The sequence below is a fragment of the Streptomyces sp. S4.7 genome (assembly GCF_010384365.1).
GTDB lineage: Bacteria > Actinomycetota > Actinomycetes > Streptomycetales > Streptomycetaceae > Streptomyces.
In genome coordinates, this window is sequence record NZ_CP048397.1 from 833,337 (window position 1) to 854,994 (window position 21,658).

The 21,658-nt window shown below is 70.0% G+C and carries 17 protein-coding genes and 4 pseudogenes; 7 read left to right on the top strand and 14 right to left on the bottom strand.

What is annotated here, in order from left to right; all coding sequences use genetic code 11:
• Window positions 1-11: 11 nt before the first annotated feature.
• From fabG to SSPS47_RS03695, 6 genes and pseudogenes are all read right to left on the bottom strand, one after another.
• Window positions 12-773 carry a 3-oxoacyl-ACP reductase FabG gene (fabG, locus tag SSPS47_RS03675; RefSeq protein ID WP_164248686.1) on the bottom strand — a complete coding sequence of 254 codons (762 nt, stop codon included), beginning with the start codon at window positions 771-773 and terminating at the stop codon, window positions 12-14.
• Window positions 774-947: 174 nt separating this feature from the next.
• The gene (locus tag SSPS47_RS03680; RefSeq protein ID WP_147875936.1) at window positions 948-1,331 is read right to left on the bottom strand and encodes a DUF3037 domain-containing protein; all 384 of its coding nucleotides are present in this window, start codon (window positions 1,329-1,331) and stop codon (window positions 948-950) included.
• Window positions 1,328-2,179: a HipA family kinase gene (locus SSPS47_RS03685; RefSeq protein WP_164248688.1), complete on the bottom strand. Its 852-nt coding sequence runs from the start codon at window positions 2,177-2,179 to the stop codon at window positions 1,328-1,330. The genes SSPS47_RS03680 and SSPS47_RS03685 overlap by 4 nt, the downstream gene beginning before the upstream one ends.
• A 76-nt stretch (window positions 2,180-2,255) precedes the next feature.
• Window positions 2,256-2,510: pseudogene (locus SSPS47_RS35185) on the bottom strand (site-specific integrase); the annotation flags it as partial.
• A gap of 150 nt (window positions 2,511-2,660) precedes the next feature.
• Window positions 2,661-4,580: a molecular chaperone HtpG gene (gene htpG, locus SSPS47_RS03690; protein WP_164248690.1), complete on the bottom strand. Its 1,920-nt coding sequence runs from the start codon at window positions 4,578-4,580 to the stop codon at window positions 2,661-2,663.
• Window positions 4,581-4,710: 130 nt separating this feature from the next.
• Window positions 4,711-5,361, bottom strand: coding sequence for a type III effector protein (locus tag SSPS47_RS03695; RefSeq protein ID WP_164248692.1), 651 nt, complete (start codon window positions 5,359-5,361; stop codon window positions 4,711-4,713).
• A 128-nt stretch (window positions 5,362-5,489) separates the two neighbouring features.
• Between SSPS47_RS03695 and SSPS47_RS03700 the strand changes: the two genes are divergently transcribed.
• The 4 genes and pseudogenes from SSPS47_RS03700 (at window position 5,490) to SSPS47_RS03710 (ending at window position 9,043) form a co-directional block, all read left to right on the top strand.
• On the top strand, window positions 5,490-5,921 hold the full coding sequence (locus SSPS47_RS03700) for an Hsp20/alpha crystallin family protein (RefSeq protein ID WP_164248694.1): 432 nt from the start codon (window positions 5,490-5,492) through the stop codon (window positions 5,919-5,921).
• Window positions 5,922-6,025: 104 nt separating this feature from the next.
• Window positions 6,026-6,421, top strand: coding sequence for a DUF2267 domain-containing protein (locus SSPS47_RS03705; protein ID WP_164248696.1), 396 nt, complete (start codon window positions 6,026-6,028; stop codon window positions 6,419-6,421).
• Window positions 6,422-6,549: 128 nt separating this feature from the next.
• Window positions 6,550-6,915 (top strand): annotated as a pseudogene (locus SSPS47_RS35190) (DUF2267 domain-containing protein); the annotation flags it as partial.
• Between the two features lie 415 nt (window positions 6,916-7,330).
• Entirely contained in the window at window positions 7,331-9,043 is a 1,713-nt protein-coding gene (locus tag SSPS47_RS03710) for a SpoIIE family protein phosphatase (protein ID WP_164248698.1), read from the top strand.
• Between the two features lie 191 nt (window positions 9,044-9,234).
• Here the strand turns inward: SSPS47_RS03710 and SSPS47_RS03715 are convergent.
• Window positions 9,235-10,238 (bottom strand): annotated as a pseudogene (locus SSPS47_RS03715) (ice-binding family protein).
• A 324-nt stretch (window positions 10,239-10,562) separates the two neighbouring features.
• On the opposite strand from SSPS47_RS03715, the gene SSPS47_RS03720 reads away from it, so the two are divergent.
• Window positions 10,563-11,891: a PP2C family protein-serine/threonine phosphatase gene (locus SSPS47_RS03720; RefSeq protein WP_239064762.1), complete on the top strand. Its 1,329-nt coding sequence runs from the start codon at window positions 10,563-10,565 to the stop codon at window positions 11,889-11,891.
• Window positions 11,892-12,432: 541 nt separating this feature from the next.
• Here the strand turns inward: SSPS47_RS03720 and SSPS47_RS03725 are convergent.
• From SSPS47_RS03725 to SSPS47_RS03750, 6 genes and pseudogenes are all read right to left on the bottom strand, one after another.
• A pseudogene (locus SSPS47_RS03725) lies at window positions 12,433-12,543 on the bottom strand (cysteine hydrolase); the annotation flags it as partial.
• 43 nt (window positions 12,544-12,586) lie between these two features.
• Window positions 12,587-14,128, bottom strand: a complete 1,542-nt coding sequence (locus SSPS47_RS03730; RefSeq protein WP_164248700.1) for an FAD-dependent oxidoreductase — start codon at window positions 14,126-14,128, stop codon at window positions 12,587-12,589.
• Window positions 14,129-14,358: 230 nt separating this feature from the next.
• Window positions 14,359-14,766: a DUF3618 domain-containing protein gene (locus tag SSPS47_RS03735; RefSeq protein WP_164248702.1), complete on the bottom strand. Its 408-nt coding sequence runs from the start codon at window positions 14,764-14,766 to the stop codon at window positions 14,359-14,361.
• The gene (locus SSPS47_RS03740; RefSeq protein ID WP_164248704.1) at window positions 14,763-15,176 is read right to left on the bottom strand and encodes a phage holin family protein; all 414 of its coding nucleotides are present in this window, start codon (window positions 15,174-15,176) and stop codon (window positions 14,763-14,765) included. The genes SSPS47_RS03735 and SSPS47_RS03740 overlap by 4 nt, the downstream gene beginning before the upstream one ends.
• An 84-nt stretch (window positions 15,177-15,260) precedes the next feature.
• Entirely contained in the window at window positions 15,261-16,514 is a 1,254-nt protein-coding gene (locus tag SSPS47_RS03745; RefSeq protein ID WP_164254373.1) for a SpoIIE family protein phosphatase, read from the bottom strand.
• The gene (locus tag SSPS47_RS03750; protein WP_164248706.1) at window positions 16,514-17,323 is read right to left on the bottom strand and encodes an alpha/beta hydrolase; all 810 of its coding nucleotides are present in this window, start codon (window positions 17,321-17,323) and stop codon (window positions 16,514-16,516) included. Before SSPS47_RS03750 ends, SSPS47_RS03745 begins: the two co-directional genes overlap by 1 nt.
• 321 nt (window positions 17,324-17,644) lie before the next feature.
• Here SSPS47_RS03750 and SSPS47_RS03755 point away from each other — a divergent pair, with 321 nt between their 5' ends.
• The gene (locus tag SSPS47_RS03755) at window positions 17,645-18,580 is read left to right on the top strand and encodes an SDR family oxidoreductase (RefSeq protein WP_164248708.1); all 936 of its coding nucleotides are present in this window, start codon (window positions 17,645-17,647) and stop codon (window positions 18,578-18,580) included.
• A gap of 171 nt (window positions 18,581-18,751) precedes the next feature.
• The gene (locus tag SSPS47_RS03760) at window positions 18,752-20,365 is read left to right on the top strand and encodes an MFS transporter (protein WP_164248710.1); all 1,614 of its coding nucleotides are present in this window, start codon (window positions 18,752-18,754) and stop codon (window positions 20,363-20,365) included.
• A gap of 73 nt (window positions 20,366-20,438) precedes the next feature.
• Here the strand turns inward: SSPS47_RS03760 and SSPS47_RS03765 are convergent, their stop codons facing one another.
• Window positions 20,439-21,281, bottom strand: coding sequence for a methyltransferase domain-containing protein (locus SSPS47_RS03765; RefSeq protein WP_147878977.1), 843 nt, complete (start codon window positions 21,279-21,281; stop codon window positions 20,439-20,441).
• Window positions 21,282-21,658: the final 377 nt, after the last annotated feature.

The window sequence follows — 21,658 nt, forward strand, 5'->3', positions numbered from 1 at the left end:
CACTCTCCGGTTCAGTTGAGGGGTCCGCCGGCGACGTACAGCACCTGACCGGAGACGAATCCGGCGTTCTCGCCCGTGAAGAAGGCGATCGCGTTCGCGATGTCGTCGGGGACGCCGACCCGCTGGACCGGGATCTGGGTGGCGGCGGCCGCCTGGAACTCCTCGAAGCCCATGCCGACACGGGCGGCGGTCTGGGCGGTCATGTCGGTGACGATGAAGCCGGGGGCCACGGCGTTGGCCGTGACGCCGAACTTGCCGAGCTCCTTGGCCAGGGTCTTGGTGAAGCCCTGGAGTCCGGCCTTGACCGCGGCGTAGTTGGCCTGGCCGCGGTTTCCGAGGGCGGAGCTGGACGACAGGTTGACGATCCGGCCGAACGAGGCGTCCACCATGTGCCGCTGACAGGCGCGCGACATCAGGAACGCGCCCTTGAGGTGCACGTTCATGACCGTGTCCCAGTCGGACTCGCTCATCTTGAAGAGGAGGTTGTCGCGGAGCACCCCCGCGTTGTTGACGAGGACGGTGGGGGCGCCGAGTTCGGCGGCGACGCGCGCGACGGCGGCCTCCACCCGGGCGGCGTCGGAGACGTCGCAGCCGACGGCGAGGGCCTTGCCGCCCGCGGCGGTGATCGTGCCGACGGTCTCCGCGCAGGCCGCCTCGTCCAGGTCGAGTACGGCGACGGCCCGGCCCTCGGCCGCCAGACGTACCGCGCTCGCGGCGCCAATGCCCCGCGCCGCCCCGGTCACGACGGCGACACGCTGCTCGGTGGTGGACATGCTGCTTCTCCTCGCCCTTGGATCGCGGCGCCGGCACGACTGCTGAGCGACCGCTTAGTATTCAGCTGCCGTGACGCTAGAAGCCCTGACACCCGGTGTCAACGGCCCACGGGGCGGCCGAACATATGTCACACCGCGACCGTCCACCCGCGAACGCCCGCCCGCCCCCGGCATCTACCGCACCAGCAGGTCGAGCAGCCGCTCGACCTCGGCCGCCGGGTCGAGCGTCAGCCCCGTGTGTACGGGACCGGGCTGGACGACCGTCGAGCGTGGCGCGATCAGCCAGCGGAACCGCCTGCCCGCGTCGTCGCGCGCGGCCTGTCCGGCGGGGTCGCCGCCCGCGCAGACGCCCTCGACGGCGCGCAGCGCGGCCCGCACCCCCGCCACATCGGCGTCGGGCGCCAGGGCCTTGAGCCGGGACTCGTCCAGATGCGTACGGGCGGCGACGAACGACTTCGCGCGGCAGTAGACCAGTACGCCCGCGTTGATGAACTCACCGCGCTCGACCCTCGGCACCACACGCAGGGGCGCGTACTCGAACACATCGCGTCCGTTCATCGGCCCTCGCCTCCGCTCTGCTTCGTGGGGTGCGGCCAGGGGGCCAGGTGTTCGGTCAGCCAGCCGGGGGCCTGCGAGGGGCGTTGCTTGACGGGCGCGTCGAACGTGAGGCGCTCGTGGATGGTCGCGGCGCGCGGCAGCAGGGCCGCCACATAGGCGCGGCGCAGCGCGTCGGTGGAGGCGAACCCGGGCTCGTCCACGAGCCATTCGTCCGGCACGTCGGCGGCGACCTCGGTCAGCAGCTCCTCGGTGACCAGCGGCGCGAGCTCCTCGGCGGCCGAGGCGATGTCGGGGCGGAAGGGTGCGAGGACATGGTCGGAGGCGTCGTACGGCTTGGCCGCCGAAGCCTGGGCGCCCGGCCAGTTGTGCTGCCAGATCATGGTGGCCCCGTGGTCGATGAGCCACAGATCGCCGTGCCAGACGAGCGTGTTGGGGTTGCGCCAGGACCGGTCGACGTTGTTGATCAGCGCGTCGAACCATACGATCCGGCCCGCCTCGGCCGGGCCCACCTCGTAGGCGAGCGGGTCGAAGCCCAGCGATCCGGGCAGGAAATCCATTCCGAGGTTCAGCCCGCCGCTCGCCTTGAGCAGCTCCTGCACCTCCTGGTCGGGCTCCCCGAGACCGATGACGGGGTCGAGCTGCATCGCGACCAGCTCCGGCACCCGCAGCCCGAGCCGCCGCCCCAACTGCCCGCAGATGACCTCCGCGACGAGCGTCTTACGGCCCTGCCCCGCGCCGGTGAATTTCATGACGTACGTCCCGAGATCGTCGGCCTCGACGATGCCGGGAAGCGAGCCGCCCTCACGCAAGGGCGTGACATAGCGGGTCGCAGTGACCTCTTTCAGCATTTTCCCAGGCCACCCATCTCTTCAACCTTGCAATCCACGGCCATCTTTGGAGGGGCGTAGCAGCGGGAATCACCCGTCAACTTGCCTGGGGAGAATTTGGGGAGTTCGGCCGGCCTGCCGATCTCCCCGCTTCCCGAGCAGTCCGTCGACGGCGGTGCGCCCCTTGCTTCCGGCCTCCCGGCATGAAGTGAGCATAGTAACCGAGGGTGATCGCTGGCGAGTGCCCGAGCCACCGCGCCAAGGTCACGACAGACTCTCCGGCTCCCTCGGCGCGCGGCAAAATGATGTGGGCCTCGGCCAGCGCGGGCTTCCAGGTGTAGGTGTGGGCTGAGCCCGGAGGACATCGGCTACGCGCTCGAGGCATCTGCCTGCTCCGGTGCCCCCTGCGGGGCGCCGGAGCAGGCAGGTTGATGAGGAGTGCGTCAAGGGGAGGCGGGTGGTTACGGCCAGGTTCTCCGGCTCTCCCGGGCCGCACCCGTGGTTACAGGGTGCCGGTCAGGCGGTCGGTGAGCAGCCGGGTGAAGCGGGCCGGGTCGGGCAGGTCGCCTCCTTCTGCGAGCAGCGCGCTGCCGTAGATCAGCTCGGCGGTCTCCGCCAGTGCGGGGTTTTCGGCGTTCGCGTCGTGCGCCGTGCGCAGGGCCGTGATGAGCGGGTGTGCGGGGTTGAGTTCCAGGATCCGCTTGACCTGGGGCATCTGCTGGCCCATGGCCCGGTACATCTTTTCCAGAGTCGGGGTCACGTCGTGGGCGTCGCCGACGATGCAGGCCGCCGAGGTGGTCAGGCGTGAGGACAGACGGACCTGCTTGACCTGTTCGGACAGGGTGGTGGTCAGCCAGGGCAGCAGGGCGGCGAAGTCCTGCTCGCGCTGGGCCTTCTCGGCGTCGGTTTCCTTCTGGCCGTCGGCGGAGTCGTCGAGGTCGACCTGCCCCTTGGCGATGGACTGCAGATGATGGCCGTCGAAGGTGGGGACCTGGTCCACCCATACCTCGTCGATGGGGTCGGTGAGGATCAGGACCTCGTAGCCCTTGGCGGCGAAGGCTTCCATGTGCGGGGAGTTCTCCACCATCGCGCGGCTCTCGCCGGTCAGGTAGTAGATGGTGTCCTGGCCCTCCTTCATCCGCTCGACGTACTCGCGCAGCGTGGTGGTCTTCTCCGGGTCGTGAGTGGAGGCGGCCGACACCAGCTCCAGCAGGGCCTCGGTGTTGTCTGTGTCCTCGACCAGGCCTTCCTTGAGCGCCCGGCCGAACTGCTCCCACACCTTCGTGTAGCGCTCGGCGTCCTTGGACTGCATGCTCTTGAGGGCGCCGAGGACCTTCTTGACCAGGCGCCGGCGTACACCGCGGATCTGGCGGTCGTGCTGGAGGAGCTCGCGGGAGACGTTCAGCGACAGGTCGTGGGCATCCACGACGCCCTTGACGAAGCGCAGGTAGTTGGGCATGAGCGCTTCGCAGTCGTCCATGATGAACACCCGCTTGACGTACAGCTGCACGCCGCGCTTGGTCTCGCGGGAGAACAGGTCGAAGGGTGCCTGCGAGGGGATGAACAGCAGTGCCTCGTACTCGAAGGTGCCCTCGGCGCGCATGTGAACCGTCTCGGCGGGGGGCAGCCAGTCGTGGCTGATCTGCTGGTAGAACTCGTTGTACTCGTCCTCGGTCACCTCGCTGCGCGGACGGGCCCACAGCGCCTTCATCGAGTTGATCGTGTCGATGTCGCGGGTGGTGTTGCCCTCGGAGTCGGTGCGCTCGGTGGCCATCCGGATCGGCCAGCGGATGAAGTCCGAGTACTGCTTGACGATCTGGCGGATCTTCGATTCGGAGAGGTAGTCGGCAAGCCCGTCCTCGCTGTCGGCGGGCTTGAGGTGCAGGGTGACCGAGGTGCCCACGGGCAGCCCGTCGACGGCCTGGATGCCGTAGGTGCCCTCGCCGTCGGACTCCCACCGGGTGCCGGAGTCGGTGCCGGCCCGCCGGGTGCGCAGGGTGACCTTGTCGGCGACCATGAACGCCGAGTAGAAGCCGACGCCGAACTGCCCGATCAGGCTCTCGGCGGTGGCGGCGTCCTTGGCCTCCTTGATCTTCTCCAGCAGGCTGGCGGTGCCGGACTTGGCGATGGTGCCGATCAGCTCCACGAGATCGTCCCGGGTCATGCCGATCCCGTTGTCACGGACGGTCAGTGTGCGGGCGTCCTTGTCGACCTCCAGCGAGATGTGCAGGTCAGTGGTGCCGGTCTCGGCGAGGCTGGAGTCGGTCAGCGATTCCAGTCGCAGCTTGTCCAAGGCGTCGGAGGCGTTCGAGATCAGCTCGCGCAGAAAGATGTCTTTGTTCGAGTAGATCGAGTGAATCACCAGTCGGAGCAACTGGCGGGTCTCGGCCTGGAATTCCAGCGTCTCGACGCTGCTGCTCATGTGGGTCTCTTTCTGTGGGTACGTCATGAACGGATTTGGACTCGGGCCGGGGACGGACCGCTGCCCGTCGTCGGCGTGGTTCGGGGTGGGCCGGAGCGCACCCGTCTGGTGTGATTCTGCGTGGTGGTTGTCAGTCATCGTCAGCGGCTGTCGTCCTGTACCGGTCTTCGAGGGCCTCCAGGGATTGGACGAGGCCGGTGTGGCGGGCATCGAGGTAGGGACGCATGCCGGTCAGGGGCGCAATGAGCTCGGCGGCGTCGGTGGCGCCGAGAGCGGCATGCAGGGCGGCCTGGGCTGAGCGCGCTTCGGGCGCGAGGCGGGCGAGCGCGGTGATCTGTCCGGCGAGGCGGCGCAATTCGGCGGCGTTGGCGCGCGCCCAGCTGACGGTGGCGCGTTCGGCGGCCCTGGCCTGGCGGGTGGCCGTCACGCGCTGCTCGCCGGTGGCGCCGACGGCGCCGGGGCGGCCGCGCAGGTAGCGGCGCTCGGCGGCCTGGCGGCTGGCGACGCCGAGGGGCGGGGCGAGGTCGGCCCAGCTGGCGCCCGCGTCGCGGGCGGTCTCGATCAGCCCGGTCTCCCACCCGGCGAGCTGCTCGCGCACCTGCCGCAGCAGCATCAGGGAGGCCAGCGCCTGCTCGGAGCCGGGACCAGCGGCGTCGGGGGTCTCGTGCTGGGCTTCGCGCAGCGCGTCGTCTATGGCGGCCAGGGCCGCCGCGGCGGCGAGGAAGGACGCCGGGCTGTGGGCGTCGGTACGGGTCGTGGACGGCTGGTCGGCTGCTGTCACGGGCACCTCCCCCAGAGGGTCATCAGGTCGATGACATCATGCTTGTCATCCATTAGATGACATGTTACAACGGTGCCAGTGAGGCGCATTGGCGGTAACTGCCTGAACCTGTTGGAGGTGTTTTCACGATGTTGATGCGCACTGACCCCTTCCGTGAGATGGACCGGCTGACGCAGCAACTGCTGAGCCCGGGGACCTGGTCGAGGCCGTCGGCGATGCCGATGGACGCCTACCGCGAGGGCGACCAGTACGTGGTGGCCTTCGACCTTCCCGGCGTCCCCGCGGACACGATCGACATCGACGTCGAACGGAACATGCTCACCGTCAAGGCCGAGCGTCGGCCGGTGGCGATGGGCGACGACGTGCAGATGGAACTGTCCGAGCGGCCGCTGGGCGTCTTCTCCCGCCAGATCATGCTCGCCGACACCCTCGACACCGAGCACATCCACGCCGATTACGACGCGGGCGTGCTCACCCTGCGCATTCCGATCGCCGAGCGTGCCAAGCCCCGCAAGATCTCCATCGGCGTCGGCTCCGGCCCCAAGGAGATCTCCGGCTGACACCGGCCGGACAGGTGCGGAGGACGGGAATCCCTGATCTCCCCCTCACCCCGTCTTCCGCACCCCCAGTGGGCAGTCCGAGACGAGAAGGGGTGGCGGCCGAGATGACCCTGCGACGCGAAGCGTTTCTCAACCACGTCAAGGAACGCGGCGAGTACGGCACTGTGGAGGAAACCGGGCGCGCGGCCCGTGTGGTACTCGCGCTGCTCGGCGCGCACCTGGTCGGCGAGGTCCGCTCCCGGCTCGCGGCCCGCCTGCCGGAGGAATTCGCCCTGATCCTGCTCAACCCGCTGCAGAGCGCCGAGCCGCTGTCTGCGAAGCGGTTCGTGCGGGCGACCGCGGCCTGGATCGAGGGCGCCACCGAGCAGACCGCGACCTGGGACGTCAGCGCAGTGCTGTCCACGGTCGCCGACGCCGCCGGCCACGACCTCCTCAAAGGGATCCTGCTCCAGCTCCCCGCCGGCTACGACCTCCTCTTCGGCCACCCGCAACCCATCTGACCACTGGCCCGGTGCCCCACACCGACACCCACCCGACCCTGGCTCGACGAAAGGCATCCACCGCAATGATCACCGACGTGCGCATACCGCTTGAGCACCAGCAGCCGTACTCGACGGCGTAGGAGCAGATGCTGGAGAAGGTCCGCTACGAAGGCGCCCAGGGAGCCGAGGAAGCCGTCCGCCTGGTCCTGGCGGGGCCGTGACGCCGGCTGACCGCCGACGAACGCGTCGACCTGGCCGCCTGCCTGCCCCCGCAGGCCGCACGCGCCCTGACCGCCCAGATCCCCGACACCCAACCGCTGACCGGCTGGGTCTTCGTCAAGGGCCTCGCCGCCCGCTCCGGCGCATCCCTGGCAAACACCGCTGGGACACCGGCTCCGTCTTCGCCGCCGTCACAGCCCACACCGGACCCGACCTCATCACCCGCATCCTCCACCAGTTCCCCACCCGGCTACGCGCTGCTGTTCGGCCAAGCTGGACTCACCCCCGCCGCGCAGACGGCGAGATGCAGGCTCGGGGCGGACCCGACGAGCCCCGCCTCCCTGTCCGCCCCGGACCCCCTGGGGAAGCTGCGGGCCCGGCAGGCGGTCCGCCCCGGTCGACCGGTTCGTCTTCTCCTACGTCAGCCGTGCTGCTGATCACCACCGTCGGCATCGTCCACCGACCCGCCCGCCGCTTCTTCCCCGCAGGCCGCCGGGCGGTCGCCGGTCCGTCCGAGACGGCCGGCTTCTGCGAGCGGTGCCGCCGACGGCGGAGGGGCGAGCCACTACTGGTCGGCACCGTCCGGGCCCCCGGGTATGCCGGGTCGGGCATGCTCCTCGGGGCGCGGGGAGTGCGGACGTGTCCCGCCCCGGGGTTGCTTGTGAGAGGTTGACGGGGAACTGAAACCACCACAGGGAGGCGCGGGGGATGTCCAAGGCCAGGGCCGGTGGCGTACCGCCGGAGGGGCCGGCCCGTGCGGCGGGAATGCCGGACATGGTCGGGGCGGCGGTGTGCGTGGTGGACGAGGACGGGACCATCGCCTGGGCGAACGCGCATGCGGAGCGTGTGCTGGGCAGGGATGCCGCTGCTCTTGTGGGCCGGGACGCCCATGATCTGCTGCACCGGGACCAGCATGGCCAGCCGCTGGTCAGGGCCAGTTGCCGGATGACCGAGGCGTTCCTGGCGCGCGTCGCGCGTGTGGGCAGCGGCTGGTTCGAGCGGGGCGACGGCTCGCTGGTGGAGCTTGCCTGGCTCGTCGCGCCGTGCGCTCCTGACGGCGCTCACGCGGACACGATGGTCATCTTCACGGGCCCGGACCGTGGTCCGGACGGAGCCGGCCTGCCGGCGGGTTCCGGCTCGGCACTGTCGGAGCTGGAGCGGTTGGCGCTGCTGGCCGAGACGACCACGCAGCTGACTTCGACTCTCGACAGTGAGGAGGCGTTGCGCAGGCTGGTGCGATTGGTGGTTCCCCGGGTGGCGGACTGGGCGGTGGTCGACCTGATCACCGAACCCGACGAGGTGGAGCGCGCGATCGTGGTGCACTACGAGGACGGTGCGTTCGTCACCCGGGAAGAGTTGCAGGGGCCGATGCCGCCGGTGCCGGAGGAATCCCCGATGCCGCTGTCGCGGGCCCTGCGCGGTGCGGCCTCCACTCTGGTGACGCCGGAGACGTACCAGGGGCCGCCGGACACCGGCGTCGCCATCGAGCAGCGGCGGCTGTTCGAGGCGACGGGCATGGTCTCGGCGGCGATCGCGCCGATCCGGGGGGTCCGCGACGTGCTGGGAGCGCTGACTCTGGGACGGTCGAAGGGCCGTGAACCGCTGACCGGGGCGGACTTGTCGCTGCTGGACGATCTCACCCGGCGGACCGGGCTCGCCCTGGACAACGCCCGGCTCTACCAGCGCCAGCGCAAGGTCGCCGAGACCATGCAGCGTCACCTGCTGGCTCAGTTGCCGTCCGTGCCGGGCCTGGAGCTGGCGGCGCGGTACGTGCCCGCGCCGGACGATTCGCAGGTCGGCGGTGACTGGTACGACGCGTTCACCGTCGCCGACGTGACCACCGCGCTGGCGATCGGAGACGTGGTCGGACACGACCTGGACGCCGCCGCGGGAATGGCTCAGGTCCGCAGTATGCTCCGGGCCTACGCGTGGACGCACCACGAGCCGCCGAGCGCGATCGTGCACCGGCTGGACGCCTCGATGACCCACCTCACCGGTGTACCGACAGCGACACTGGTCTTCGGGAAGGTGGAGCAGGACGCCGACGGAACCTGGTGCCTGACCTGGACCAATGCCGGCCATCCCCCACCCCTGCTGATCACCCACGACGGGCGGGCCCGCTACCTCTCCCAGGGGCACGGGCTGCTGCTGGGCACCGGCCTGGCACCGGTGCGCGACGACGCGGCTCTCACCCTCCCTCCCCGCTCGACACTCGTCCTCTACACCGACGGACTCGTCGAGAGCCGCGACCGCCCGATCGACGAGGGCCTGGACCAACTCCGCAAGCACGCCGCCTCACTGGCCCACCGGCCGCTGGCCGCCTTCACCGACCTGCTGCTCGAACGCGCCCGGCCGCCCGGCAGGAGGAACGACGACGATGTCGCCATCCTCACCCTGCGCACACCCGCAGCCCAGACGTAGGGCCCCGGTCCAGGTCCGGAGCCCACCGGGGCAGGGACGCGGGGAAGGGGCTGCGGCGGGTTCAGCCGACGGGTCGTCGGCGCGGGTCAGCCGAATCTGAACCGCCGATCCTGTCCGGACGGACGGGCGGCCGTACGAAGCGAACGGTCGGGCACTGCGGATACGCCGGATGCGCGAGGGGGTCCACGCGCTCACTCAGCCCTGGCGGCGGCGCTGGTGCGGGCAGGCGGGACGACGACCAATGGCAGGCCGCCCTGGACCTCAACTTCCTGTCCGCGGTCAGGTTGAACACCGCGCTGACACCTACTTTGCCCGAACAGTTCCGGCTTTCCGTGACCGCGGTCGGGCTTTCCGTGACCGTGGCCCGGCTTCCCCGGAGGCATGCCGCCGTGTCCGCCGCCGGAGGTGTTGCCCACCGTGTTCCCGGTCGTGTTCCCGTTGGTGTTGCCTGAGATGACCCCGCCCGTGGACCCGCCGGTGGTCGTGCCGGTCGTGGTACCGGTCGTGGTGCCGGTCGTCGTCCCGGACGTGGTGCCGCCGGTGCAGGTGGAGCGGGTGATCCGGTTGGTGTCCAGGGTCACCGAACCGTTGCGCGCGAGCGCGCGACCGTCGATGGTCGCCCCGGTCGTGGCGCTGATCGAGGTCAGGGCCAGGATGTTGCCGACGAACGTCGAGTTGGTGCCCGGGGTGGCCGAACTTCCGATCTCCCAGAACACGTTGCACGCCTGCGCGCCGTTGATGAGCGCGACCCGGCTGGCGGAGGCGGTCGTCAGTCCGGAGCCGACCTGGAAGACCCAGACTGTGTTGGGGTTGTTCTGCGCGTCGAGTCCGTGGCCTGTCCCGCGGCGTTGTTGAACGCGGTCACGAGGTCGGACTTGGCCTGCAGGGCCACCGCGTCCGCGGAGTGCTGCGCGCCAAGGACCAGACCCGGCGGAAGGCCGGTGATGGCCGTTCCGGGGCTCACACCGATGTCGCCGGTGATGACCGAGGGGCCGGTGTTGGTGATCGACTCACCGGCCAGAACAGCAAAGGCGTCGGCCGTGCCCAGAGGCACGGGTGTGGCAATGGCGAGCGCCTGGGTCGGCGTCACCGCGACCATTGCGGCGGCGACGGCAGCCGTGAGTGTGGCGGTCAGCCAGCCGGAAACGGATCGTGGTCGAACCACGCCAGGGATGTTGAGCTTCATCGAGACCATTTCTCTCGGGAGACCGGGGGCCGACCGGGCCTCTACCGATCGCCCGGAAAGCCTTCATTCTGTCGCGGGGCAGATTACGCACGAATTTCCTCCCGGCGGCAATACACACAGAAGAGTCGTTTATGTATTTGATTTTAAATACTGTGAGAAAATGTTTCGGCCGCAAGTGACAACCATGTCGTGGACATAAAGGGCCTGCCGCTGTTCGTTCACGGTCACCCCTGCCGACATGACATGCCGCGCGTGGAGTAATGAGCCGCTGCGGCGGCTTCGCGGGTCACGTTGTGCGGAGGCAGCGGCGGGAAGAAGGCGGCGAGGCAGGTCATGGGCGAGGAAAGCGTGGACCAGCCGGAGAATTTCAGCGAGCGCCCGCTCGGCCTGCTGCCGGACCGGATGCGGGTGATGCCGCCGCATCTGATCGTCCCGCTGATCGCGGAGGAGGTGGCCGGGATCGGCGGCCGTGACGTCTCCATCCTGCTCCAGGACTACGCGCAGGAGCTGCTGGTGCCGCTTACCGGCAGGAAGCTCCACGTCGGCCGGCCCGAGCCGATGTCGGACTCCCCCGCCGGCCGGACCTTCCTGAGCACGGACATCGTCGAGGTGGCGCTGGCACACGGCGGCGTGCGGATGTATCTGCCGCTTCTGGACGGCAGCGACCATGTGGGGGTGATGGCCCTGACCCTCGACACCGTCGGCGACGAGGACAGGAGCCTGCTGCGCCGGCTCGCAGGCCTGGTGGCCGACATGGTGGTCACCAAGAACGCCTACACCGATGAGTTCTTACTGGCCCGCCGCCGGGAGCCGATAAGCGTGTCGGCGGAGATCCAGTGGAGCCTGCTGCCGCCGCTGACGATGACCGTGCCGCAGGTCGCGGTGGCCGGCATCCTGGAGCCCGCCTACCGCGTCGCCGGTGACAGCTTCGATTACGCCCTCAACGACAACATCCTGCATGTGGCCGTGATCGACACGATGGGCCACGGCCTGGACGCCGCTGTGATGGCAACCGTGGTCATCGGCGCCTACCGGCACGCCCGGCGCGCGCTCGTCAGCCTGGCAGAGAAGTACGCGTTCATGGACGACGCCGTCTCCCGGCAGTTCGGTCCCGACCACTTCGTCACGGCACAGCTGATGCACCTCGACATCGCCACCGGTGAGATGAAGCTGGTCAACGCCGGCCACCCCGCGCCGCTGCTGATCCGCGGAGGCCAGGTCGAGCGGCAACTGGAGAGCGCGACGACGTTGCCCGTCGGCTTCGGCGGCAACGAGCCCCGGATCCGAAAGCACCTACTCCGGCCGGGCGACCGGGTGCTGTGCCACACCGACGGCATCATCGAGGAACACGTCACCGGCGGCGAGCAGTTCGGCGAGGAACGCCTCATCCACTGCGTCAACCGCCTGGGGCAAGAGCCGTCGCAGGGCATGCGGGCGGACCTGCGCCGGCTCTCCCACGATCACCCGGTCCTCGCCGGCCACCGCGACCATCCGCCCGTCGGGGCTGAAGCACAGCGCACGCGTCGCCGCGCCGGCGGCCAGCACCCGGCACCGGCCATCGGCCACGCTCCACAGTCGCGCCCCGTCCTCCTCGGCGCTGAGCACATGGCGCCCGTCGGCGCTCACCTCGTACTGCGAGCCGTCCAGGGCGCCCGTCCTTGAGCGCCGCCCCGAGCGACCACCGGTAGGTCCCGGTCCGCGGTTCCCAGACCTGGACGCGCCCGTCCACGCCCTGCCACACACCGATGCGTCCGTCGGCACTCAACCTGACCGGGCACCCCGTGGCGCGTGCGGCGGAGGGAATGACGCGGGCACATCTGCCCGCCCTGCCGGCGATGTAGGTGCGTTCACTGCGATCCCCATCGTGATGGCGCCGGCAGACGCTGTCCTGGAATGCCTGGAGGCAGAAGACGCCGTTGTCGGAATTGAACGAGGATCAGTATGTGACGCCGTCGATCCTGGTGTCGATGTTTCAGGGGACGGTTCGTGAGTTGATGCCCGTTTCCGGGTGAGGAGGGCAGAGCTGTTGGTCGTGGTGGTCGGTCGACTATTGCTTCCCGGTGAAGCTACCGGCTTCGACCTCGGTGCGGACGTCGATTTCGACCAGGCGTTTCAGCTTGGCTCGGGTGCCCTCGATGTCCGGCGACGGCAACAGCAGCGGCCTCGCCTGGATCAAGGACGATCAGGGCGACCTGTCACTGGGCAGCCGCGCGATCCGGGGCACCGCTTCCCTCGCGGACGGCACGAGCAGATGGGCGTCGGCGTGATCGTACGTGTTGATCATGTCGATGACGATCAGCGCGGAATGTTCCATGCGTTCCATGATGGCTGCGCGTCCCGCGACGTGCCCGTCGGTGTCAGCCGCCCGATACGTTCCGCTTCTCCAGCGGGTGGACGGCCGGCCCCTGGAGGACCGAGCCGTCGACACCGAAACGCGAGCCGTGGCACGGGCACTCCCACGCGGTCTCGGCGTCGTTGAAGGCCACCAGGCACCCCAGATGCGTACACCGCGCGGATACGGCGCTGGCCACACCGTCCGCGTCCCGGTAGACCGCGCAGCGCTGGCCGTTGACACGTACCACCGCTCCGGTGCCCGGCGGGACCTGTGCGACCGAGTCCACGTGGGTGGTGCGCAGCCGGTCGCCGACGAAGTGCTTTGCCACGTCGGCCTGTTGCCTCAGCAGGGCGGGCGCTTCGCGCAGGGTGCTCGCCAGCCTGCGCGGGTCGTACAGGGCGGCCCACGGCGGCTCCTCGCCCAGGACGAGGCCGGTCAGAAGCCGGCCGGCCATGACGCCGCCGCTCATGCCCCAGCCGCCGAACCCGGTGGCCACGTACGTGTGGCGGGAACCGGCGTGGAAGGGGCCGACGAGCGGGACGGTGTCGGTGGAGTCGTTGTCCTGGGCGGCCCAGCGGTAGGCGGTCCCGCCGACGGGGAACCTGGCGCGCATCCAGGCGTCCAGACGCCGGAACCCCTCGCGGGGGTCACCCGTGCCGGGAGTGAAGCTCTCGCCGGTGACGATGAGCAGCCGCCGCTCGTCGTCGAGCGGTGCGGTGCGCACCGACCGCTTGCCGTCCTCCTGGGTGATGTACATGCCGGTCGGCGCGATCTCGGCGGCGATCGGGGCGGCGACCACCAGTTCCCTGCGCGGGGAGAGCCGCGCGAAGGTCAGGGCCCTGTCGAATACGGGGAAATGGGTGGCGACCACCACGTCGCGCGCCGTGACGGTGTGACCGGACTCGACCGTGACGCGGCAGGGTGAGCCCTCCGTGAGGCCGGTGGCGCGCGAGCGCTCGAAGATCAGGCCGCCCTTGGCCCGGAAGTCCGCGGCGAGTGCGAGCAGATATTTGCGGGGGTGGAACTGCGCCTGCGCGTCCACCCGGACGGCGCCGCTCACCTCGTAGGGCAGATCGGTGCGGTCCACGTACGAGGCCGCGAGACCGGCCGCCGCGGCCGCCTCGGCCTCGGCCCGCAGTTCGGGAACGGCGGCGGGCTCGGTGGCGTAGGTGTAGGCGGGCGCCCGCTCCAGGTCGCAGGAGATACCGAGCATGGCGACGATCTCGGCCACCCGTTCCACCGCGCCCTGCTGCGAGAGCGCGTACAGTCGCGCGGCGTCCTGGTCACGTGTCCGGCGCAGCCGGTCGTAGACCAGGGTGTGCAGCGCGGAGACCTTCGCGGTGGTGTATCCGGTGACGCCGGCCGCGATCCGGTCGGCCTCCAGCACGGCGACCGTCCGGCCGGCGGTGACCAGCTCCCATGCCGTGCTCAGCCCCGCGATGCCGCCGCCCACCACGACCGCGTCGACGGTGACGTCCTCGTTCAGCGCCGGGTCACCGGTGGCACCGGCGGTCGCCATCCAGAAGGATTCATACTGTCCGGGCAAGGGCTGTGAGTCGGTCATGTCAGCCTTTCAGAACGTGCTTCCGATCCGTCACGAGGCGCCCCCGGCGGCCCACCGAGTGCCCGGCCCCCACGCCCCGAAACACCGTAGATCGCGATCCTCCCCCGCTCCGGGACGCCGGGGCGTGGCGTCGGCGGAATCCACCGCGGGAACGCGACCGCCCCGCTCGTGGCGGCGGAGCCGGCCCATCGGCGGCCGGCCCCTCTCCCGAAGGCCCCGTTCCCACTGTTTCAGCCCCTCGCGCACCTCCCCGGACCCGCGTGCGCACGCTTCGATCGCCCGCTTCCTGTCCTGCGGGCCAGGAAGTACGCCAGTACGAGTGCGGCGCCACCGGCGAACACCACGCCCTGGTTCCGCCGGGCCGCCGTGGCTGCTTGTGCCGCCTGCTCGCGTACGGGCTCGGGGGTGTTGTCCCGCGCCGACCGCAACAGGTCGGCGCCTTTCCCCTGTGCCTGCCGTGCGGCCCCCGCCGCCTTTCCCCTGACGGCTGCCGCCTTCTGCCTGGCCTGTGCCTTCACGTCGGCCTTCGCGGCCAGCTCCTCGACCGTCCGTCCGAGCTCCTCGCGCGTCCCTTCGATGCGCTCACGCAGCTCGTCGGGGGTGGGCTCGTCCGCGCCCTTGTCTGGTTTCCCGGTCATCGGTGTGCACTCTCCTTGATCTGGGCGATGTCCGCCTTGACACCGTCGATGGCTTTACGGGGAGCCGGAGGGGCGGCCTCGGCGACTCCTTTCCTGCCCAGCGCCGCGAGGACGCCCGCGAGGGCGAACAGCGCGGCGGTGATCACCAGCGCGGACAGCCACAGCGGCCATACGAGGGCGAGGGCGATCACCGCGGTGGCGACCAGCGCCTGCAAGGCGATGACCGCGACCAGGCCGGCTCCGCCGAGCAGGCCGCCGCTCCGCCCGAACCGCTTGCCCTTCTCCCTCATCTCCGCCTGTGCCAGCGCCAGTTCCTCGTGCAGCAGCCTGGATATCTGTTCCGACGCCTGTTTCACCAGTTCACCCACGGGTTCTCGGGAATCGGACGTCTTCGGGTGAGATGTATCCATTGATCCACTCCCTTTCGCGGTGACATCGTCCGGCAGACCTCGAGTACCCGGACGATCGGCCCGTACCGCGTACCGGTTGCGGGCTCAGCTGTCCGAGGGGACGCCGATGGCGAGGACCGCGGTGTCGTCGTCGACGCCGGTGCCGAAGGAGTCCAGCAGGTCACGGACGGCAGCGACGGCGCGGGAGGGGGTGGTGGGGGCGAGGGCCCGGGCGAAATCGAGGAGGGCCTCGTCGCCGTAGCGGTCGTTCCTGCTGCCCGAAGCCGCGCGGGCCTCGGTCAGGCCGTCGGTGTGAAGCAGCAGGGTGTCGCCCGCCTCCAGGTGGAGGGTGGTGGTGGCGATGTGGGCGTCGGGCAGGACGCCGATGAGCTGTCCGCCGGGGGTGGGCAGGTACCGGGTGCTCGCGTCCGCGCGCATCAGCAGAGCCGGCGGATGGCCGCCGCTGGCCAGGGTGACGTGGAAGCCGCCCTGCTCGGCGGGGGTGAGCAGTCCGAAGATGACGGTGCAGAACCGTGGGTCCTGGCCGTTGTATTCGTGGGTGAGGACGGTGTTGAGGTTGCTCAGGACGGCTACCGGGTCCGGGTGGTAGACGGCGGCGGCGCGCAGGGTGTAGCGGGCCAGGGAGGTGATGGCCGCGGCGGCGGCGCCCTTGCCGCACACGTCGCCCAGGAACAGTCCCCAGGTGCCGTCGGTCAGGGGGAAGAGGTCGTAGAAGTCGCCGCCGACCTTGTCGGTGGAAGCGATGTGGTAGTGCGCGGCCACGTCCAGTCCGGGCACTTCGACCAGTGCGGGAGGCAGCAGGGTCTGCTGGAGAGTGGCGTTGAGGCGCTGGAGTTCCTCGCGTTCGCGTTCCGCCTGTGCCCGGGCGCGCAGCAGTTCGGTCTCGTAGGCGCGGCGGTCGCGGGCGTCGAAGAGGGTGGTGCGGATGAGCAGCGGCTGTCCGTCGCTGCCCGTCTTGACCGTGGAGGTGACGAGCACGGGCAGCCGGCCCCCGTCGGCCGTCCTGAGCTCCAGGGCGATGCCGCTGATCTCGCCCTGCATACGCAGCAGTGGGGCGAAGTGGGTCTCGTGGTAGAGACGGCCGCCCACGCTCAGCAGATCGGCGAACGTGCGGCGGCTCACCAGTTCGTCGCGGGTGTGCCCGAGCCAGTCCAGCAGAGTCGTGTTGATCTTCACGATCGTGCCGTCCAGCAGCGTGGAGAGGTATCCGCACGGCGCGTTCTCGTACAGGTCCTCGGCGCTGTCCTCCAGCAGGGTGGCGAACGCGGCGCGGTCGTCCTCGGACCGTCCCTCGCCGAGCGGCTGATCGCCGCTCCCGCAGTCCCCTCTCTCGCACATCATCTCTCGGCCGTGACGAACTCGGTGATCGCGGCAGCCGTCTCCTCCGGGGCGGCGAGCTGGGGGCAGTGGCCGGTCGCGTTCAGGGTGATCAGCCGGCTTCCCGCGATTTTCGACCGTACGAAGTCCCCGACCTCCGGCGGCGCTATCGAGTCGTTGGAGCACTGCGCGACGAGGGTGGGAACGGTGACGTGGGCGAGGTTTTCGCGATTGTCGGACATGAACGTCACACGGGCGAAGACGCGGGCGATCTCCGGATCGGTGCGGCAGAAACTGTTGGTCAGCTCCTCGCCCAGCTCCGGCCGCCCCGGATTGCCCATGATCACCGGGGCCATGGCGCCCGACCACCCCAGGTAGTTCGCCTCCAGGGAGCCCAGGAGTTCGTCGATGTCCTCGGCGCTGAATCCGCCCCGATAGCCGGCGTCCGGATCGTCGATGAAACACGGCGACGGGGCGAGGAGCACCAGGCCGGCGAATATCTCCGGCTCCCGCGCCGCGGCCAGCACGCCCATCATCGCGGCCACCGAGTGCCCCACGAACGTCACCGGGCCGAGGGCCAGCTCATGGCAGATCTCCAGCACGTCCTCGGTGTAGCCCTCCAGGGTGGAGTAGCGTTCCCGGCTCCACGCCGACAGGTCGGAGCGCCCCGCCCCCACATGGTCGAACAGCACCACGGTGAAGTCGCGCTCCAGCGGCGGCACCACCAGCCGCCACATGTTCTGATCGCACCCGAACCCGTTCGCCAGCATCACCACCGGCCCCCCGGCCCGGCCGGACACCGTCACATGATTCCTGCTGCGCACTGTCATACGACCATCCTCACAGAACGCTTGCCTCACAGTCGCACCGATCACGCCGATCACTCTGTCGCACCCGTTTACTGATCGCCTTGGCGCTGATACCACTACGTACCCGTGCGTCCGGTCAACAGTGAGTGTCCCCCTCCGCCCGGACCCGAACGCCCGGCGGGCGGCGGGCGAGGCACACAGCTCCGCCGCGGCCGTGACGTCTCCCGGCGCAGAACGATGTAAAGCACGACACTAGGTGTCCGGTTTCGGGGCGATCATGGAGTCACCGGTCGGCGTCGATGACTGACGCGGGCCAGGCCGTGCAGATAGATAAGGAACGCAATGACACTCATGCCCGACACATCGGCGCCAGACCTGAGCGGAAAGATCGCGCTGGTCGCGGGTGCGACGCGGGGCGCCGGGCGCGCCATCGCCGTCCAGCTCGGCGCGGCGGGTGCGACGGTCTACGTCACCGGCCGCACGACTCGGGAACGGCGCTCGGAGTACAACCGGTCCGAGACGATCGAGGACACCGCGGAGCTCGTCACCGCGGCGGGCGGGACCGGCATCGCGGTGCCGACCGACCACCTGGTGCCCGAGCAGGTCCGTGTGCTGGCCGACCGCGTCGACGCCGAGCAGGGGCGGCTCGACGTGCTGGTCAACGATGTCTGGGGCGGCGAGCGGCTGTTCGAGTTCGACAAACCGGTCTGGGAACACGACCTCGACAACGGACTTCGGCTGATGCGGCTGGGCGTGGCCACCCACGCGATCACCAGCCACTTCGTGCTGCCGCTGCTCGTGCGCAATCCGGGCGGGCTCGTGATCGAGATGACCGACGGTACGACCGCGTACAACGGAACGCGCTACCGCAACTCGTACTTCTACGACCTGGTCAAGAACAGCGTGCTGCGCATGGCGTTCGTGCTCGCGCACGAGCTGAAGCCGCACGGCGGGACGGCGGTCGCGCTCAGTCCGGGGTGGATGCGTTCGGAGATGATGCTCGAAACGCTCGGTGTCACCGAGGACACCTGGCGTGACGCGCTGGCCGAGGTGCCGCACTTCTGCATCTCGGAGAGCCCGGCCTACGTCGGACGCGCGGTCGCGGCGCTGGCGGGCGACGCCGACATCGCGCGCTGGAACGGTGAGTCGGTGTCCAGCGGTCAGCTCGCGCAGGAGTACGGCTTCACCGACCTCGACGGCTCGCGCCCCGACTGCTGGCGCTATCTGGTCGAGGTGGAGGAGACGGGCAAGCCGGCGGACGCCACCGGTTATCGCTGACGGGCACCGCTGACGGGCCGGGGTGCGGACGAGCGGCAGCGGTTCGGCACCCCGGCCCGTCAGCGGGCCATCGGTCCTTCGACGCCGCCCGCGGGCCGGGAATCGTCGGTGCTCGACGACGGCCCGCCCGGCCGGGAGGCGCGTTCACTCCCACCGACTGGGCTCTCCTCCATGACTGAGAAAGGAACGACCGTCGTTCCCCCCGCGCGCGCCGGAAGACGCGAATGGACGGCTCTCGCCGTCCTCTCGCTGCCGGCCATGCTCATCACCCTCGACAACACGGTGCTGCACCTCGCCGTACCGCACTTGAACGCGAGCCTGAACCCGAGCGGTCTGCAACTGCTGTGGGCCGTCGACATCTACAGCTTCCTGATAGCCAGTCTGCTGATAATCGCGGGCACGCTGGGCGACCGGATCGGGCGCCGCCGACTGCTGTTGATCGGCGCGGTGGGCTTCGGTGTCGCCTCGCTGCTGACCGCGTTCTCCAACAGCGCCGAGATGCTGATCGTCAGCCGTGCGCTCCTCGGTATAGCCGGGGCGACCCTGACGCCTTCCTCGATGTCGCTGATCCGCAATCTGTTCCTCGACGCCCGGCAGCGGACCGTGGCCCTCAGCGTCTGGATAACGTGCTTCCTGGTGGGCGGCGCCATCGGCCCGCTCGTCGGCGGCGTGATGCTGGAACACTTCTGGTGGGGCTCGGTCTTCCTGCTGAGCGTGCCGGCCATGGTGCTCCTGCTGATCCTCGGTCCGGTGCTGCTCCCCGAGTACCGCGACCCCAGGCCGGGCACCATCGACTTCGCGAGCATGGGCCTGCTGGTGCTCTCCCTGCTCGCCGGTGTCTACGGTCTCAAGAAGCTCGCCGTCGAAGGCGTGGCCGTGATCCCCGCGCTGATTCTCCTCGCCGGTCTCGCCCTGGGTGTGTGGTTCGTCGCGCGTCAGCGCGGGCTCACCCACCCGTTGATCGACATGGCCCTGTTCCGCGAGCGCACCTTCTCCGCGTCGCTCGGCGGGATGGGGCTCGCCCTCTTCGTGATGTCGGGATCTCAGTTCTTCATCGCGCAGTACCTGCAGATGGTGGTGGGGCTGTCGCCGCTGGAGGCCGGGCTGGCGTCGTTGCCGGGCAGTCTGGGTGGTGTGGCAGGGTCGTTGCTCGCGCCGGTGGCTCTGCGGTGGATGCGTCCGGCGTACGCGATGACCGGGGGCCTCGTGATCGCCGCGGCCGGCTTCGTGGTCCTGGCCCAGGCCGGCGCCGACAGCGGGCCGGCCACGGTGATGGTCGCGCTGGCGCTGCTGAACATCGGCGTCAGCCCCACCGTCGTACTCGGCACCGACATGATGATCAATTCCGCACCGCCGGAGAAGGCCGGGGCGGTCTCCGCCATCTCGGACACCTCTCACGAACTGGGCCTGGGCCTGGGCATCGCCGTGCTCGGCAGCGTCGGTGGCGCGGTCTACCGCAACCAGGTCTCCGGCGAGCTGCCCGCCGGGCTGCCCGAGGGGGCCGCCGCGAGTATCGAGGACAGCATCGGCAACGCTGTCGACGAGATCTCCCGTCTGCCGGAGGGCCTGGCGACCGCCGCGCTGGATGTGGCACGCGAGGCGTTCACCCATGGGCTGGTGCTGGTGAGCGTTGTCTGCGGGGTCCTGACGGTACTCACCGTGTTCCTCACACTGGGTCTGCGCAAGGTGCCCGCGGTCGTCGGGGCCGACGGGGCCGGGGACTCCGGGGAGGCCGACGGGGCGTCGACGGAACTGCTGGAAGCCGGTGGCCGCACCACCGATTGACGCCGCGACCGTGACTGCCCGGCCCCCGTCCTCGCGGCGGGGTGCCGGGCAGCGCACACGCGACAGGCCGGGGTCAGGAGCCGGACGCAGGGCCCAGCGTCGCGGCGATCACAAGGTACCCGATGTCCGGGGTGGCCGCCGCGCGGCGCATCAGGGAGATGTACTGGTCGACCGGCTCCGGTCCGTCGATCTTGGCCAGTTCGTCGCGCCGGGCCTCGACGACATCGGCCATGATCGCCCCTGTCCGGACCACCTTGTCGCTGATGTCACGTACCTCGACGTCGACGAAGCCGTGGGCGGCCAGCAGTTCGAGGTACTCGGCGGCGGTGGCGAACGAACTCACGCCGTACGAGGCGCAGATGTCGTTGAGCACCTTGCGGCCTTCGGGACCCACCGGCGGGATTTCGGCGGTGTCGGCGATCACCAGCCGCCCGCCGGGGCGCAGCACCCTGGCCGTCTCGGCGAGCGCCCGGCCCCGGTCCGGCACGTGGAGCAGTGACTCGACCGCCCACGCGCCGTCGAACGAGCCGTCGGCGAAGGGCAGTTCCATCACGTCGGCGTTCCGGAAGGTCGTCACGTCCGACCGGCCCGCCTCCTTGGCACGCTCGGCGGCCTGCTCAACCTCGACGTCGCTGATGGCGATGCCGGTGACGTGCACGTCCTTGGTCGCGACGAGCTGAAGCGCGGGTTTGCCCACACCGCAGCCGATGTCGAGGACCGCGCCCGCGGGTGCGGGGTCGAGCAGGGTGACCAGCAGGTCGGTCAGCCGGGCAGTGGCGACCTCGACGGGGCTGTCGTCGGTGTCGTCCTCCCAGTAGCCGTAGTGCAGGTTCTCACCCCAGGCGGCGTTGAGAACCTGACCGAGGCCTTCGTAGAAACTCGCGACATCGTCAACGCCGGACGTCTCGGCAGCCATCTCGATCTCCCTGTCGTGTCTGCGCCACCTTGGCCCCGGCCGCTCGACCGACCGCGAGAACGAGGCCGGGAGCTTCCCCCGAGGTGGTCGAAATCTTGCTATGACGGGTAAACAAACTCATGACCGGTGTGGGGTGTCAAGGCGGTCCGAATCAGCCCCGGTCGAGCCGGTCCGACCGAAAAGGACAGCTCAGCGGCGTGGAGAGAACCGGCTTCACCGGCTTTCCCGGGTTCGGGCACCGGCCACCCTGGCCCGTTTCCGCTGTCCGGCGGAGCGCGACCGCCTCCCGTGTTTTCCCGTATCCGCCCCCATGGGAGCCGGCTTCCGGAACACCCGAACACACCGCGCCCACCGGCCGGTTGATGAACCGGCCGGTG

Coding starts and splice junctions, on each gene's coding strand:
- fabG (WP_164248686.1), bottom strand. CDS start 773: ATGTCCACCACCGAGCAGCGTGTCGCCGTCGTGACCGGGGCGGCGCGG.
- SSPS47_RS03680 (WP_147875936.1), bottom strand. CDS start 1,331: ATGAACGGACGCGATGTGTTCGAGTACGCGCCCCTGCGTGTGGTGCCG.
- SSPS47_RS03685 (WP_164248688.1), bottom strand. CDS start 2,179: ATGCTGAAAGAGGTCACTGCGACCCGCTATGTCACGCCCTTGCGTGAG.
- htpG (WP_164248690.1), bottom strand. CDS start 4,580: ATGAGCAGCAGCGTCGAGACGCTGGAATTCCAGGCCGAGACCCGCCAG.
- SSPS47_RS03700 (WP_164248694.1), top strand. CDS start 5,490: ATGTTGATGCGCACTGACCCCTTCCGTGAGATGGACCGGCTGACGCAG.
- SSPS47_RS03705 (WP_164248696.1), top strand. CDS start 6,026: ATGACCCTGCGACGCGAAGCGTTTCTCAACCACGTCAAGGAACGCGGC.
- SSPS47_RS03710 (WP_164248698.1), top strand. CDS start 7,331: ATGTCCAAGGCCAGGGCCGGTGGCGTACCGCCGGAGGGGCCGGCCCGT.
- SSPS47_RS03720 (WP_239064762.1), top strand. CDS start 10,563: ATGGGCGAGGAAAGCGTGGACCAGCCGGAGAATTTCAGCGAGCGCCCG.
- SSPS47_RS03730 (WP_164248700.1), bottom strand. CDS start 14,128: ATGACCGACTCACAGCCCTTGCCCGGACAGTATGAATCCTTCTGGATG.
- SSPS47_RS03735 (WP_164248702.1), bottom strand. CDS start 14,766: ATGACCGGGAAACCAGACAAGGGCGCGGACGAGCCCACCCCCGACGAG.
- SSPS47_RS03740 (WP_164248704.1), bottom strand. CDS start 15,176: ATGGATACATCTCACCCGAAGACGTCCGATTCCCGAGAACCCGTGGGT.
- SSPS47_RS03745 (WP_164254373.1), bottom strand. CDS start 16,514: ATGTGCGAGAGAGGGGACTGCGGGAGCGGCGATCAGCCGCTCGGCGAG.
- SSPS47_RS03750 (WP_164248706.1), bottom strand. CDS start 17,323: ATGACAGTGCGCAGCAGGAATCATGTGACGGTGTCCGGCCGGGCCGGG.
- SSPS47_RS03755 (WP_164248708.1), top strand. CDS start 17,645: ATGACACTCATGCCCGACACATCGGCGCCAGACCTGAGCGGAAAGATC.
- SSPS47_RS03760 (WP_164248710.1), top strand. CDS start 18,752: ATGACTGAGAAAGGAACGACCGTCGTTCCCCCCGCGCGCGCCGGAAGA.
- SSPS47_RS03765 (WP_147878977.1), bottom strand. CDS start 21,281: ATGGCTGCCGAGACGTCCGGCGTTGACGATGTCGCGAGTTTCTACGAA.